Source organism: Janthinobacterium sp. GMG2 (genome assembly GCF_033949445.1).
Taxonomy (GTDB): domain Bacteria; phylum Pseudomonadota; class Gammaproteobacteria; order Burkholderiales; family Burkholderiaceae_D; genus Janthinobacterium; species Janthinobacterium aestuarii.
This window is the reverse complement of record NZ_JAXAWA010000006.1, coordinates 356,644-371,312: the sequence shown is the minus strand read 5'-3', so window position 1 is coordinate 371,312 and position 14,669 is coordinate 356,644. Positions and strand designations below refer to the sequence as shown.

The following is a 14,669-nucleotide window of genomic DNA, read 5'->3' as shown; positions in this document are numbered from 1 at the left end:
AAAAGCGCCGGTCGAAACCGGCGCCTTTATCTTGCATCACAGCTGGGCTGGTTACTCGGCCAGCAGTTGACGCAGCACGAATGGCAGGATACCGCCATGCTTGTAGTAATCGACTTCGATCGGCGTATCGATGCGCAGCAGGACTTTGACTTCCTGGCTGGAGCCGTCGGCGCGGTGGATCACCAGGGTAGCCAGTTGCTGTGGCTTGATTTCGCCTTCGAGGCCTTTCAGGTCGAAGGTTTCCTTGCCGGTGATGCCCAGGGTTTGCACGCTGTCGTCGCCGATGAATTGCAGCGGCAGCACGCCCATGCCCACCAGGTTCGAGCGGTGGATACGCTCGAACGAACGGGTGATCACGGCTTTCACGCCCAGCAGTTGCGTACCTTTGGCTGCCCAGTCGCGCGACGAGCCCGTACCGTACTCTTCGCCGCCGAAGACCATGGTTGGCGTGCCTTCAGCAACATATTTCATCGCTGCGTCGTAGATCGACATTTCTTCGCCGGAAGGCTGGTGGATCGTGATGCCGCCTTCGACCGCCGAACCGTCCGCCTTGGCAGGGATCATGCGGTTTTTGATACGCACGTTGGCGAACGTGCCGCGCATCATGATTTCATGGTTGCCGCGACGCGAGCCGTAGGAGTTGAAGTCCGCTTTCAGGACGCCGTTTTCCTTCAGCCATTTGCCTGCAGGACCGTTTTCCTGGATCGAGCCGGCTGGCGAGATGTGGTCGGTGGTGATGGAATCGCCGAACACGCCCAGTGCGCGCGCGCCTTCGATGCCGGTGGCCACTGCCGCTGGCGTCATCGAGAAGTTGTCGAAGAACGGAGGTTCCGCGATGTAGGTCGATTTCGGCCAGTTGTAGACTTGACCGGACACGGTCGTGACTTTTTCCCACAGCTTGCCTGGCGCGCCCTTGACGTCCGCGTAGTTGTCCTTGAACACCTTGGCGTTCATGGCGAACTTCATCATGGCCGATACTTCAGCCGAGGTCGGCCAGATGTCGCCCAGGTAGACGTCCTTGCCGCCCTTGCCCTTGCCGACCGGTTCCGTCATCAGGTCGCGCGTCATGTTGCCGGCGATGGCGTAAGCGACGACCAGCGGTGGCGAAGCGAGGAAGTTCGAGCGGATGTTCGGGTGAATGCGCGCTTCGAAGTTGCGGTTGCCCGACAGCACGGCCGACGCGACGATGTCATGCGTGGCAATCGCTGCGTTCAGCTCGGGCGTCAGGTCGCCCGCATTGCCGATACAGGTGGTGCAGCCGTAGGCGGTCACGCCGAAGCCCAGTTTTTCCAGGTATGGCAGCAGACCGGCGGCGGTCAGGTACTCGGTCACGACGCGCGAGCCAGGAGCCAGCGAAGTCTTGATGTGCGGCGCGACTTTCAGGCCGGCTTCGACGGCTTTCTTGGCCAGCAGGCCGGCAGCCAGCATCACGCTCGGGTTCGAGGTATTGGTGCACGAGGTGATCGCGGCGATCAGCACGTCGCCGTTCGACACTTTCACGCCGTTCGTCGTTTCGTACACGGCAGCCAGGTCGGCCGGGTTCTTGTTGAAGCCGTTTTCCGTGGTTGGCTTGGCGAACAGCTCGGCGAAGTTCGCCTTGACGTTGCCGATTTCGATACGGTCTTGCGGGCGTTTCGGGCCGGCCAGCGACGGAGCGACCGATGCCAGGTCCAGTTCCACCACGCGGGTGTAGTCGATCTCGCCGGCCTTTGGCACGCCGAACAGGTTTTGCGCCTTGAAGTAGCCTTCGAACGCGGCGATTTCAGCCTTGCTGCGGCCGGTGCCCTTGAAGTAATCGATGGTCGCTTCGTCGACCGGGAAGAAGCCCATGGTCGCGCCGTATTCCGGTGCCATGTTGGCGATCGTCGCGCGGTCGGTCAGGGTCAGCGACTCGGTGCCTTCGCCGAAGAATTCGACGAACTTGCCGACGACTTTTTCTTTGCGCAGCAGTTCGGTGATGGTCAGTACCAGGTCGGTGGCGGTGCAGCCTTCGCGCAGCGCGCCCGACAGGTTCACGCCGATGACGTCTGGCGTCAGGAAGTAGACCGGCTGGCCCAGCATGCCGGCTTCCGCCTCGATGCCGCCCACGCCCCATCCGACCACGCCGATGCCGTTGATCATGGTGGTGTGCGAGTCGGTGCCGACCAGGGTGTCAGGGTAGTACACGTCGCCGGCTTTCTTGCCTGCGTGGTGCACGCCGCGCGCCAGGTATTCCAGGTTGACCTGGTGGACGATGCCGAAGCCTGGTGGCACGACGCCGAAGGTGTCGAATGCCTGCATGCCCCATTTCATGAACTGGTAACGCTCGTTGTTACGCGAGAATTCCAGTTTCATGTTCAGGTCCAGCGCTTTCTTTTCGCGGTAGTGATCGATGGTCACCGAGTGGTCGACCACCAGGTCGACCGGTACCAGCGGTTCGATCTTCTTGGCGTTGATGCCCATCTTGGCGGCCACGTTGCGCATCGCTGCCAGGTCGGCCAGCAGCGGTACGCCGGTGAAGTCTTGCAGCACGACGCGCGCCACTACGAACGGGATCTCGTCGGTGCGCTCGGCGGTCGGGCCCCAGCTCGCCAATTGCTTGACGTGTTCTTCGGTGACTTTTTTGCCGTCGCAGTTGCGCAATACCGATTCGAGCACGATACGAATCGACACTGGCAGGCGGGAGACATTGATGCCCAGGCTTTTTTCCAGCGCAGGCAGGGAGTACAGCTTGCCCTTCTTGCTATCCGAAATATTAAAGTCCTTGAGCGTGTTCAGAGTGTTGCGGGACATGACCTCTCCTTGTTGGGTATCGTCTATTTATTGATTATTCAAATTACAAAACATGACTGAGCCCCCGAAGAGGCCCTTGCTACGCACATCAGCCGCCGGCGGCCGGCAGCACGCCCAGCGATGGCGCGGCTTCCACCACTGCCGCCGGCTTGGCTTGCTCCGCATCCTTGCATTCATTGGCCAGTTGGCGGCCCTGCTTGGAATCGAGCAGCATGCCTTTGGCCGGGATGCCGATCCACACGAGGCCGTACAGACGGTTCTCGAAGCGGTTGGCGCCGGTGGTGGTGCCAACGCGGCTCAGGCGGTGCAGGCGCTTCTTCCAGCGCAGGGCGATGTGTTTGTCGTCAGTAGCATTGGTGTAGATGGTAATTTTGTTACCAAGTTCACAATTGAAATCGGTGGAAGCCGAGCCTGCGGTGTCCGGCTCATCGGATTCTTCCTTGTCGGCGACCGACATGGCGAGCGGATGGGCTTCCTTGGCGGCTGCCTTGGCCTTGCTGGTCTTGGCCTTTGGCTTGGCCTTGACAGCCTTGACGGCCTTGGGATTTGCCTCTGCCGTGGCGGCGAAGCTGGCTGGCGCCAGCGTGAGGGTCATGGCGCCCAGCGCGACGCTGCAGGCAATTGCTAATTTGGAGAGGGACATCGTGTAATTCCTGTCAGTTTTCAGTGGTGCTGGAAGAGGGGGTGTTGAGTAATGCAGCGGCCGCCTCGGGCAGGCCGAGGCCTGCCAGTTTGGCGCGTTGCAAAACGGTCCAATAATATCGGTAGCTGGCGCGGTCGTGCAAGCGGCCATTTTGTGCAATCGGTCCCCAGTTGGCGCGCAGCGCCTCATTGAGGATGTTGCTCGCTTCGTTGACTTCGGACAGGCGCGGCGTAAAGGCCTTGATGATGGGCTTGATCTGGTCCGGGTGGATGCTCCACATGCGCGTGTAGCCGAACTCGGCTGTCGCGCGCTGGGCGTCATTCGCCACCACGGCCGAATCGCGCACGTCCGTCGTCACGTTGTGCGACGCCACCTTGCCGTGCGCGTGGCAGGCGGCCGCCACTTCCAGCTTGGCGCGCACCACCAGCGGGTGCGTGAACTGGCCCGGCGTGCGCATGGCGGCGGCGGGAATGGCGCCGTAGTGGGCCGACACGAAATCCATGATGCCGAAGGACAGGCATTCGACCTGGGGCAGGGCGGCGATCGCGTAGGCGTCGCGCAGCGCGCCATGCGTTTCGATCAGGATGTGCACGGGCAGGTTGTCGCGGCCGGCGCGGCGCGCGTGCAGGTTGATCAGGTCGATGGCCAGCATGGCATCCTGCACGCCGGCCACCTTGGGCACGGCGATATAGGCCAGGCGGGACGCGGCGCTGCAGATGATTTCCACGTCGCGCGCGAAAAACGGGCTGTCGACGTCGTGCACGCGCACGCCGATACGGTTGAATTGGTTTTCGCCGCTGGCCAGCAGGCCGGCGATCATCAGCGCGTGGGCTTCTTCGTTGCCGGCGCTGGCGCCGTCTTCGCAGTCGAACGTGATGTCGAACAGGGGGCCAAGCTCTTGTTGCAAAGCAATCGATTTACGCATCAGCTTTTCAGAGCCGGCGTAGTGGTCGCAAGCGGCGAGCAACAGCGGCTGGCGTTTGCCTTGGAATAAAACCTCGGAAGGGTGCATGCTTAAGGCATTTCTGCAGGTAAAGACTACTTGATAAAACAGCCGCGCCGCGACATGCGCGGGGCGGCCTTCTTTGGCGGGCGGCGCATTGCCGCGCCGCCAAAACTGGACTTAGGCCAGCAGGTGTTTCACGCCTTCGCGCTCTTCGGTCAGTTCCTTCAGGGTCAGGTTGATGCGCTCTTGCGAGAATGCATCGATTTCCAGACCTTGAACGATGGTGTACTCACCGTTGTCGGTGGTGACCGGGAAGCCGAACACGGTGCCTTCAGGGATGCCATACGAGCCATCCGAAGGAACGCCCATGGTGGTCCACTTGCCGGCCGTGCCCAGCATCCAGTCATGGATGTGGTCGATGGCGGCGTTCGCTGCCGACGCTGCCGACGACAGGCCGCGCGCTTCGATGATGGCAGCGCCGCGCTTGCCGACGGTAGGCAGGAACACGTTGGCGTTCCATTCCTGGTCGTTGATCAGGTCTTTGACAGCCTTGCCGTTCACGGTGGCGAAGCGGTAGTCAGCGTACATCGTAGGCGAGTGGTTGCCCCAGACGGTCAGCTTCTCGATGTCTTTCACGGCGGTGCCGGTCTTGGCAGCGACTTGCGACAGCGCGCGGTTGTGGTCCAGGCGCAGCATGGCGGTGAAGTTTTTCGCTGGCAGCGATGGTGCCGATTTCATGGCGATGTAGGCGTTGGTGTTGGCAGGGTTGCCGACCACCAGTACTTTGACATTGCGCGAAGCGACGGCGTCGAGCGCCTTGCCTTGTACCGTGAAGATCTGGGCGTTCGCTTCCAGCAGGTCCTTGCGTTCCATGCCTGGGCCGCGTGGACGCGCGCCAACCAGGACGGCCACATCGACATCCTTGAATGCGGTCAGCGGATCGGAGTGGGCGGTCATTTCCGTCAGCAGCGGGAAGGCGCAGTCGTCGATTTCCATCATCACGCCCTTGAGCGCCTTCTGGGCTTTTTCGTCCGGGATTTCAAGCAGTTGCAAGATGACAGGCTGGTCTTTGCCGAGCATGTCGCCATTGGCGATGCGGAACAACAGGGCGTAGCCGATCTGGCCGGCGGCGCCGGTCACTGCAACACGCATTGGGGTTTTAGCCATGATGAATCTCCAAAAATGGGAAAGAAAACGGGCTTGAAGCTGGGCTTACGCTTATCCGGAAAAACTGTAATGATACCAAAACCGGCCCGCGCCACCGAATTGCTGGTGTACGCTGCCGTCACGCTTGTGCTGCACGAGGCCAGAGTGGCTGGCCGACAACATAAAACGCTGGCTCACAAGTTTTATCGAGGGCAGTTTAGGCCTCTGATCCCTATCTGTCAATCATATCTTATGTCTTATATAAGACAGATAACTACGTCTGTTTTACTGGACGTGGGCAGTGATTTGTGTTGAAATGTCGGACTATGAATTCCGCCTCGTCCAATCTGACCAACAATGCCACTGCTGCAAGCGGGGCGGTCAGTCCGACCGCGGGCACCCCGGCCACGCCTGCCGCCACTGCGGCCAGCACCCCTGTCGCCAGCATTAATACCACTGCCACCGCCGTGTCCGCGCCTGCCGCGACCGCTTCTCCCACCTTCAGTCCCCTGTACCAGCAGATCAAGGCGCTCATCACGCAGAGCCTGCAATCGGGCGAATGGAAGCCGGGCGAGCTGATTCCCAGCGAAGTCGAACTGGCAGGCCGCTTCAAGGTCAGCCAGGGCACGGTGCGCAAGGCCATCGATGAACTGGCCGCCGAGAATCTCGTCATGCGCCGCCAGGGCAAGGGCACTTTCGTTTCCACCCACCATGAGGCGCGCGCGCATTTCCGCTTCCTGCGCCTGGTGCCGGACGAAGGCGTGCCGCATTATCCCGAAAGCAAGTTTATCGAAGTCAAGCGCGTGCGCGCGCCGGCCGACGTGGCGCGCCTGATGGACCTGAAGTCCGGCGACGCCGTCATCTTCATCAAGCGCGTGCAGTATTTCGACGGCGTGCCGACCATCGTCGAGGAGCTGTGGCTGCCCGGACTGATCTTCAAGGGCCTGACGGCCGAGCGCCTAGTGGAATACAAGGGCCCCATGTACGGCCTGTTCGAAACGGAATTTGGCACGCGCATGATACGTGCGTCCGAACAGATCCGCGCCGTGTGCGCCGACGCGGGCGCCGCGCAATTGTTAAATATCGACCTCGGCACGCCCTTGCTCAGTTCCGAGCGCGTGTCGTTTACCTACGGCGACAAGCCGGTCGAACTGCGTCGGGGCTTGTACCTGACCAGTCGCCATCATTATCAGAATGAACTCAGCTGAAGCGGCGGGGCGCCTGCGGGCGTCCGAACAAGCAGCAAGGCTGAAGTGCATCGCTTGCAAGATGCCTGCCGCAAGGCGGGCAACGGAGACAACGGAAAGCGCAGCGACAGCATGGCCCGCCCCGGCGGGCCGTGTTTTGCCGGCGATTCTGTAATTAAATTACGTGAACTACGGAAAGTAGCGCGGTATTTTGTAGTAAAAAACCATTTTGGTTATATGTAACAATAGATATTGGTATGGGTTGCGAAAATCGGCGAAAATCGCGGCTTCAATATTTAGTTGAAATTCAAAGGGGAGGTTTTTGTTATGTCTGAAGCCGTAAGAGAAGTACCAAAAAAAGAACGGCCGCAATTCCGTAACATTCATGTTACCGAATTGTCGAACTACCGCATGGCTGTCGGCGCCATCGTCTCGATCCTGCATCGCATCAGCGGTTTCATCATTTTCGCCTTGCTGCCATGTATCCTGTACATGCTGGAACTGAGCCTGCGTTCCGAAATGTCCTATGCCTACTTCCAGGGCATCGCCTCGCACTGGTTCGTCAAGCTGATCACCCTGGGCCTCGTCTGGGCCTTCCTGCACCACTTCTGCGCCGGTATCCGTCACCTGTTCATGGACGTGCACGTTGCCATCGAAAAAGATTCGGCACGCAAGACCGCGTCGTCCGTGCTGGTCGTGAGCCTGGTGTTGACGGCCTTGGTCGCTTTGAAACTGTTTGGAGTATTTTAAACATGGCAGACAATAATATCGGACCGAAACGCCTCGTCGTCGGTGCCCATTACGGCTTGCGCGATTGGCTGGCGCAACGCGTTACCGCCATCGTCATGGTGGCCTATGTGGCCATCCTGCTTATTTCTTTCCTGACCGGCAGCAACTTCAGCTATGAAGGCTGGGCTGGTCTGTTCGCACAGCAGTGGTTTAAATTGTTCAGCCTGGTGACCTTCGTCGCCCTGTTCTACCACGCATGGGTCGGCGTACGCGACATCTGGATGGACTACGTGAAAAGCGCTGGCCTCCGTCTGACCCTGCAAATTGCCACCATGCTGTGGTTGATCGCTTGTGCCGGCTGGACGGTACAGATACTCTGGAGTGTGTAATCGTGGCAGCATATAAATCTGCAATCCCTACCCGCCGCTTTGATGCGGTTATCGTTGGCGCCGGCGGTTCCGGCATGCGCGCGTCGTTGCAGCTGGCTGAAGCCGGCCTGAACGTCGCTGTTCTGTCGAAAGTCTTCCCGACCCGCTCGCACACCGTTGCGGCGCAGGGCGGTATCGGCGCGTCGCTCGGTAACATGGCCGAAGACAACTGGTTCTGGCACATGTTCGACACCGTCAAGGGTGGCGACTATCTGGGCGACCAGGATGCCATCGAATTCATGTGCCGCGAAGCACCGAAGGTCGTGTACGAACTGGAACACTTCGGCATGCCATTCGACCGCAACCCTGACGGCACCATCTATCAGCGTCCATTCGGCGGCCACACGGCCCACTTCGGCGAAAAGCCGGTGCAGCGCGCTTGCGCGGCAGCCGACCGTACCGGTCACGCGCTGTTGCACACGCTGTACCAGCGCAACGTCCGTGCGCGTACGCACTTCTTCGTCGAATGGATGGCACTCGACCTGATCCGTGACGCCGAAGGCGATGTGATTGGTGTTGTCGCGCTGGAAATGGAAACCGGCGAATGCATGATCCTGGAAGCAAAAACGACGGTCATGGCAACGGGCGGCGCAGGCCGTATCTTCGCCGCGTCGACGAATGCGTTCATTAACACCGGCGACGGCATGGGCATGGCGGCACGCGCCGGCCTGCCGCTGCAGGACATGGAATTCTGGCAGTTCCACCCGACCGGCGTGGCCGGCGCGGGCGTATTGATCACCGAAGGCGTGCGCGGCGAAGGCGGCATCCTGATCAATAGCGAAGGCGAACGCTTCATGGAGCGCTATGCGCCGACCTTGAAGGATCTGGCGCCGCGCGACTTCGTCTCGCGTTCGATGGACCAGGAAATCAAGGAAGGCCGCGGCTGCGGTCCGAACAAGGACCACGTGATGCTGGACCTGCGCCATATCGGCGCCGACACCATCGCCAAGCGCCTGCCGTCGATCCTGGAAATCGGCCACAAGTTCGCCAACGTCGACGCGACCAAGGAACCGATTCCTGTCGTGCCGACGATTCACTACCAGATGGGCGGCATCCCGACGAACATCCACGGCCAGGTCGTCACCCCGACCGGTCCGGATAATTCGGCCAAGGTTGTCAACGGCCTGTACGCGATCGGCGAATGCGCCTGCGTTTCCGTGCACGGCGCCAACCGCCTGGGCACGAACTCGCTGCTCGACCTCGTGGTCTTCGGCCGCGCGGCCGGCAACCACATCGTCAACAGCGGCCTGAAAGCCAAGGAAAACAAGCCTTTGCCAGCCGATGCAGCCGAATTTGCCATGGGCCGCCTGGCGCGCCTGGAAAACTCGACCGGCACGGAAACCGTGCAGGGCGTGGCGAACGACATCCGCGCAACGATGCAGAAGTACTGCGGCGTGTTCCGTACCGACGAGATGCTGAACAAGGGCGTCGAAGAAATCATGAAGCTCGACGAGCGCCGCAAGCACGTCTCCTTCAAGGATAAATCGATGGTCTTCAACACGGCTCGCGTGGAAGCACTGGAGCTGGACAACTTGATCGAAACGGCGAAAGCGACCATCGTTTCGGCGGCAGCGCGCAAGGAATCGCGCGGCGCCCACGCCCAGGACGACCATCCGCAACGTGACGACGACAACTGGATGAAGCACACTCTGTGGTATTCGGAAGGCAACCGACTGGAATACAAGCCAGTCGTGACCAAGCCGCTGACGGTTGATACCTTCAAACCGAAACCACGTACTTTCTAAGGCTATACCATGGCACGCACTCTTAAATTCAAAATCTACCGCTACGATCCTGACCAGGATGCCAAGCCGTACATGCAAGACCTGACGGTCGAACTGAAAGACACCGACAAGATGCTGCTCGACGCACTGCAGCGCATCAAGGCGGACGTCGATGACTCGCTGGCCCTGCGCCGCTCGTGCCGCGAAGGCGTGTGCGGTTCGGACGCGATGAACATCAACGGCAAGAACGGCCTGGCATGCACGACCAACCTGAATGAACTGTCGGAGCCTATCGTGCTGCGTCCGTTGCCAGGTTTGCCGGTCATCCGCGACCTGATCGTCGACATGACGCAATTTTTCAAGCAGTACGATTCGATCAAGCCTTTCCTGATCAACGATTCGATCCCGCCTGAAAAAGAACGCCTGCAATCGCCGGAACAGCGCGAAGAACTCGATGGCCTGTACGAGTGCATCCTATGCGCATGCTGCTCCACGTCGTGCCCGTCGTTCTGGTGGAATCCGGACAAATTCGTCGGCCCGGCCGGCCTGCTGCAAGCCTACCGCTTCATCGCCGATTCGCGCGACGAAGCCACCGGCGCGCGTCTGGACAACCTGGAAGACCCTTACCGCCTGTTCCGCTGCCATTCGATCATGAACTGTGTCGACGTCTGCCCGAAAGGGTTGAACCCGAACAAGGCGATTGGCAAGATCAAGGAATTGATGGTCCGCCGCGCGATCTGATCCTCCTGATCGCATCCGCCGGGCGCCGTTTGCGGGAAGAGGGTATCCTCTCTTGCCTGCAGGCGGCGCCTGCAAAGCAGCACCGTGCCGCAAGGCACACGTAAAGTGGTAAACCAAATGACAGAATCAATTTTGTCCTCGCATCAGGCCGACCCGGCCAACCGCGCCCGCCTGCGCTGGCGTTCACGCCGTGGCCTGCTGGAAAACGACATTATCCTGACCCGTTTTCTCGATGCGTATGAAACCGAATTGACCGATGAAGAAGTTGACGCGCTGACGCGTTTGCTGGATTTATCGGACAATGCGTTAATGGATCTGGTACTGGCCCGTAAAGAGCCGGAAGGCGAAGTCGATCTGCCGCATGTGCGCGCACTGCTGCAACGACTGCGCATTGCCTAGGCGCCTGGGCGATATATTGCAAACGGTGCGAGTGGCGCGCTGTAGCACTGCCGAGTGCGGTGCGAATTGCAGCCAGAATTTTTGATTTTAATTTCGACTCACTCCCGAGAAGGAAGAGCCCATGAATATCTCTGACACAAAAGCTACCCTGTCGTTCTCCGATGGCAGCCCATCGCTTGAATTTCCAATCTACAAAGGCACGGTTGGCCCGGACGTCATCGACATCCGCAAACTGTACGCCGGTAGCGGCAAGTTCACCTACGACCCAGGCTTTATGTCGACGGCCGCCTGTAACTCGTCGATCACCTACATCGACGGCGACAAGGGCGAGCTGCTGTACCGTGGTTACCCGATCGAACAGTTGGCCGTCAACGCCGACTTCATGGAATCGTGCTACCTGCTGCTGAACGGCGAACTGCCGAACGCGGCGCAGAAAGCCAAGTTCGTCGACACCGTCACCAAGCACACGATGGTGCACGAACAGATGCAATTCTTCTTCCGTGGCTTCCGCCGCGACGCGCATCCGATGTCGGTCCTGGTGGGCACCGTCGGCGCGCTGGCATCGTTCTACCATGACTCGCTGGACATCAACGACCCGCGTCACCGCGAAGTGTCGGCCATCCGCCTGATCGCCAAGATGCCAACGCTGGTCGCCATGACCTACAAGTACTCGGTCGGCCAGCCGTTCGTTTACCCACGCAACGACCTGTCGTACAGCGCCAACTTCATGCACATGATGTTCGCCAACCCGTGCGAAGAGTACAAGGTCAACGACGTGCTGGTGCGCGCCCTGGACCGCATCCTGATCCTGCACGCGGACCACGAGCAAAACGCATCGACATCGACCGTCCGTCTGGCCGGTTCGTCGGGCGCCAACCCGTTCGCCTGTATCGCTGCCGGTATCGCCTGCCTGTGGGGCCCTGCCCACGGCGGCGCCAACGAAGCGGCACTGAACATGCTGAAAGAAATCGGCACCGTCGAGAACATCCCTGCCTTCATCGCGCAAGTCAAGGACAAGAACTCCGGCGTCAAGCTGATGGGCTTTGGCCACCGCGTGTACAAGAACTTCGATCCACGCGCCAAGCTGATGCGTGAAACGTGCTATGAAGTGCTGCAAGAACTGGGTCTGCAAGACGACCCGCTGTTCAAGCTGGCGATGGAACTGGAAAAGATTGCACTGAACGACGAATACTTCGTGTCGCGCAAACTGTACCCGAACGTCGACTTCTACTCGGGCATCGTGCAATCGGCGCTGGGCATCCCTGTGTCGCTGTTCACCGGTATCTTCGCCATGGCCCGTACGATCGGCTGGATCGCCCAGTGGAACGAAATGATCGCCGACCCAGAGCAAAAAATCGGCCGTCCGCGCCAGCTGTTCGTCGGTTCGACCACGCGCGAAGTACTGCCACTGGACAAGCGTTAATCCAGAGCGGTATCAGCAAACAAAAAAACGGGCTTCGGCCCGTTTTTTTATGCCGGGCTGTTATGCTCGGACCCTGGTTCAACAGGAAACACAACGCGATGAATGAAGAAACCTGCGCCCCCAGCGGCGTGGCCCTCGGCGATACGGCATTCGGCTATACCTTGTCGCTGATCGGCGGCAAATACAAGATGCTGATCCTGTATGCGCTGGCGGAAAACATGGTGCTGCGGCATAACGAACTCAAGCGCCATCTCGGCGGTATCGCCTTCAAGACCCTCAGCGTCGTGCTGAAGGAGCTGGAAGCGGACGCGCTGATCGTGCGCAAGGAATATCCGCAAGTGCCACCCAAGGTGGAGTATTCGCTCTCAGGCAAGGGCGCCTCGCTGATCCCCGTGCTGCATACCTTGTGCGAGTGGGGCGAGCGGCACCAGCCAGCCTGACCCCGATATGCACGGCAAAGCGCCATTCGACGGTCGAGTAACTTACTTTTTATACTGTATGAGCAGTAAATGTGCGTACTTGTGAAAAGTACTCAGCATGGTTATGCTGTTTTTGCCTCTGCGGGCGCAACCACGCGCTACGGGGCAGGGTACCGGCTTGCCTGCTTTTCTGTGAACGCGGGGCCGGTGCATCCATCCCATTTCAGGAAAACAGCATGTTGAAAACCCTCGTTATCGTCTTCCATCCCTCCATCGGCACGTCGGTCGCCAACAAGCGCTGGCTGCAGGAGCTGGCGCAGTATCCCGACCGCTACACCATCCACGACGTGCACCAGGCTTACCCCGACGGCATCATCGACGTGGCGCGCGAGCAGGCGCTGGTGGAGGCGCACGCCAATGTGGTCTTGCAGTTCCCCGTGTACTGGTTCAACTGCCCGCCCTTGCTCAAGCAGTGGCTCGACGAGGTGCTGGCGTATGGCTGGGCTTACGGCACGGGCGGCGATGCCTTCAAGGGGAGAAAAGTGGCGCTGGCCGTGACGGCAGGCATCCGCCAGGAAGACTTCACGCCGGAAGGCAAGTGGAACGTCACCCTGGCGCAGCTGCTGGCGCCGTTCGATGTCACCCTGGCGTATATCGGCGCCGACAATCGCCGCTTCTTTGCCTTCTATGGCGCGGAAGACGGGCCGAAGGAGCCGGACTATGCCGGGCGGCTGGCACGCAGTGCGCAAGAGTATGAGCGCTTCCTGGCTGCCTTGTAAGAGCGCTGGTCCAGTCGCAGTGCAAGCAGGTGATGCTCGGGCGCTTGCCGCCGGCGGCGATGGTGTGCGCTAACTGCGCCGCACCGGAACGGTTTCTTGGGTGCGGAAGAGGCGGGCGCCGCGTGCAGGCATATTGTTCTTTATGTATTGAATGCTCTCCCGCCTTTCGACCAGGCGCGGCAAATAGGGTAGATTGCGGTATTAGTTGCATGGATCGGATGAATCAAGGGAGTACCGCATGGACCGTATCACCGCCGCACAAGTATTCGTCGCCATCGCCGAGCGGGGCAGCATGGTGGCTGCCAGCGAGACGCTCGATATGTCGCGCGCCATGGTGACGCGCTATCTGGCCGAGATGGAAGAGTGGGCGGGGGCGCGCCTGTTGCATCGCACCACGCGCCGTCTGAGTCTGACGGATGCGGGCGAGACCACCTTGGCGCGCTGCCGGCAGATGCTGGAAGTGGCCGGCGCCATGGCCGTTACGTCGCCCGAGGGTGTCGATACGCCGCACGGTTTGCTGCGCATCACCTGCTCGCAATCGCTGGCACAGACGGCGCTCGCTGGCGCAGTAACCGCTTACCTGCGGCGCTACCCGCGCGCCGCCGTCGACCTGCAGATGGAGAACCGCGCCGTCAACCTGGTGGAGCAGCGCATCGACCTGGCGATCCGCATCACGAACGCGCTCGAGCCGAACCTGATTGCGCGCCAGCTGGCCAGCTGCGCCTCGGTGGTGTGCGCCGCACCATCGTATCTGGCCGCGCACGGCGCGCCGCGCCGGGCGCAAGACCTGGCCCTGCACAACTGCCTGACGTACACGTATTTCGGCAAGAGCCTGTGGCAATTTACGCATGACGGGGAAGCGCTCACTGTCCCCGTCAGCGGCCGCCTGTCGGCGAATGAGTCGCTGGTCCTGCTGGTGGCCACGGTGGCGGGGGCGGGCATCGCCTTGCAGCCGCGCTTTTCGGCCGCACCGCTGATCGCCAGCGGGCAGCTGGTGGAGCTGCTGCCCGCGTACCAGCCGCAGGACATGGGCATCTACGGCGTCTACACCTCGCGCCAGCACATGTCGCCCCTGCTGCGCACCATGCTCGACTTCCTGGTGCAGTGGTTTGCCGGCGATGCCGAGTGGCTGGCCGCCATCGCGGCGCCGCCTTCGCCGGGCAGACCAGTTGGCCGCAAGCGGCACGCCGGCAGGGCCGCCGATGTGCCGTAAGCACAACAGTGACAGGCTTGCAAGCCCGGGAAAATCAACAACACAGCTTACATTTGCTTGCCAAATAAAATTCAACTAGTCGTTGTTGCGTTACAATACCGCGTGCTATTCTAAATGACG

The 14,669-nt window shown here is 60.5% G+C and carries 14 protein-coding genes; 10 read left to right on the top strand and 4 right to left on the bottom strand.

Translation table 11 applies throughout. The annotated features are described in order from the left end of the window. Positions 1-51: 51 nt before the first annotated feature. The 4 genes from acnA to SKZ59_RS22200 form a co-directional block, all read right to left on the bottom strand. Positions 52-2,772: an aconitate hydratase AcnA gene (gene acnA, locus SKZ59_RS22215; protein WP_034752089.1), complete on the bottom strand. Its 2,721-nt coding sequence runs from the start codon at positions 2,770-2,772 to the stop codon at positions 52-54. An 88-nt stretch (positions 2,773-2,860) separates the two neighbouring features. Then, positions 2,861-3,415: a hypothetical protein gene (locus tag SKZ59_RS22210; RefSeq protein ID WP_070301541.1), complete on the bottom strand. Its 555-nt coding sequence runs from the start codon at positions 3,413-3,415 to the stop codon at positions 2,861-2,863. A 13-nt stretch (positions 3,416-3,428) separates the two neighbouring features. Next, positions 3,429-4,427 carry an HpcH/HpaI aldolase/citrate lyase family protein gene (locus SKZ59_RS22205; RefSeq protein WP_034752086.1) on the bottom strand — a complete coding sequence of 333 codons (999 nt, stop codon included), beginning with the start codon at positions 4,425-4,427 and terminating at the stop codon, positions 3,429-3,431. Between the two features lie 111 nt (positions 4,428-4,538). Further along, positions 4,539-5,528 (bottom strand): malate dehydrogenase, encoded by a 990-nt coding sequence (locus tag SKZ59_RS22200; RefSeq protein WP_034752084.1) that lies wholly within the window; start codon positions 5,526-5,528, stop codon positions 4,539-4,541. Positions 5,529-5,833: 305 nt separating this feature from the next. Here SKZ59_RS22200 and SKZ59_RS22195 point away from each other — a divergent pair, with 305 nt between their 5' ends. The 10 genes from SKZ59_RS22195 to SKZ59_RS22150 all read left to right on the top strand — a co-directional run bounded on the left by SKZ59_RS22195 (position 5,834) and on the right by SKZ59_RS22150 (position 14,549). Then, positions 5,834-6,715, top strand: a complete 882-nt coding sequence (locus tag SKZ59_RS22195) for a GntR family transcriptional regulator (protein WP_081367944.1) — start codon at positions 5,834-5,836, stop codon at positions 6,713-6,715. 306 nt (positions 6,716-7,021) lie between these two features. Next, positions 7,022-7,444, top strand: coding sequence for a succinate dehydrogenase, cytochrome b556 subunit (gene sdhC, locus SKZ59_RS22190; RefSeq protein ID WP_034752080.1), 423 nt, complete (start codon positions 7,022-7,024; stop codon positions 7,442-7,444). 2 nt (positions 7,445-7,446) lie between these two features. Beyond that, positions 7,447-7,812, top strand: a complete 366-nt coding sequence (gene sdhD, locus SKZ59_RS22185; protein ID WP_034752078.1) for a succinate dehydrogenase, hydrophobic membrane anchor protein — start codon at positions 7,447-7,449, stop codon at positions 7,810-7,812. 2 nt (positions 7,813-7,814) lie between these two features. Continuing rightward, the gene (sdhA, locus tag SKZ59_RS22180) at positions 7,815-9,596 is read left to right on the top strand and encodes a succinate dehydrogenase flavoprotein subunit (protein ID WP_035820761.1); all 1,782 of its coding nucleotides are present in this window, start codon (positions 7,815-7,817) and stop codon (positions 9,594-9,596) included. A 9-nt stretch (positions 9,597-9,605) separates the two neighbouring features. Beyond that, positions 9,606-10,316 carry a succinate dehydrogenase iron-sulfur subunit gene (locus SKZ59_RS22175; protein ID WP_034752075.1) on the top strand — a complete coding sequence of 237 codons (711 nt, stop codon included), beginning with the start codon at positions 9,606-9,608 and terminating at the stop codon, positions 10,314-10,316. A 117-nt stretch (positions 10,317-10,433) separates the two neighbouring features. After that, entirely contained in the window at positions 10,434-10,715 is a 282-nt protein-coding gene (locus SKZ59_RS22170; RefSeq protein ID WP_034752073.1) for a succinate dehydrogenase assembly factor 2, read from the top strand. Between the two features lie 121 nt (positions 10,716-10,836). Further along, entirely contained in the window at positions 10,837-12,138 is a 1,302-nt protein-coding gene (gltA, locus tag SKZ59_RS22165; protein WP_034752071.1) for a citrate synthase, read from the top strand. 98 nt (positions 12,139-12,236) lie between these two features. Beyond that, positions 12,237-12,578 (top strand): helix-turn-helix domain-containing protein, encoded by a 342-nt coding sequence (locus SKZ59_RS22160; RefSeq protein WP_319992967.1) that lies wholly within the window; start codon positions 12,237-12,239, stop codon positions 12,576-12,578. Positions 12,579-12,793: 215 nt separating this feature from the next. Next, positions 12,794-13,336, top strand: coding sequence for an NAD(P)H-dependent oxidoreductase (locus SKZ59_RS22155; protein WP_319992966.1), 543 nt, complete (start codon positions 12,794-12,796; stop codon positions 13,334-13,336). A 238-nt stretch (positions 13,337-13,574) separates the two neighbouring features. Further along, a complete protein-coding gene (locus SKZ59_RS22150) occupies positions 13,575-14,549 on the top strand; it encodes a LysR family transcriptional regulator (RefSeq protein WP_319992965.1) in 975 nt (324 codons plus the stop codon). Positions 14,550-14,669 lie beyond the last annotated feature (120 nt).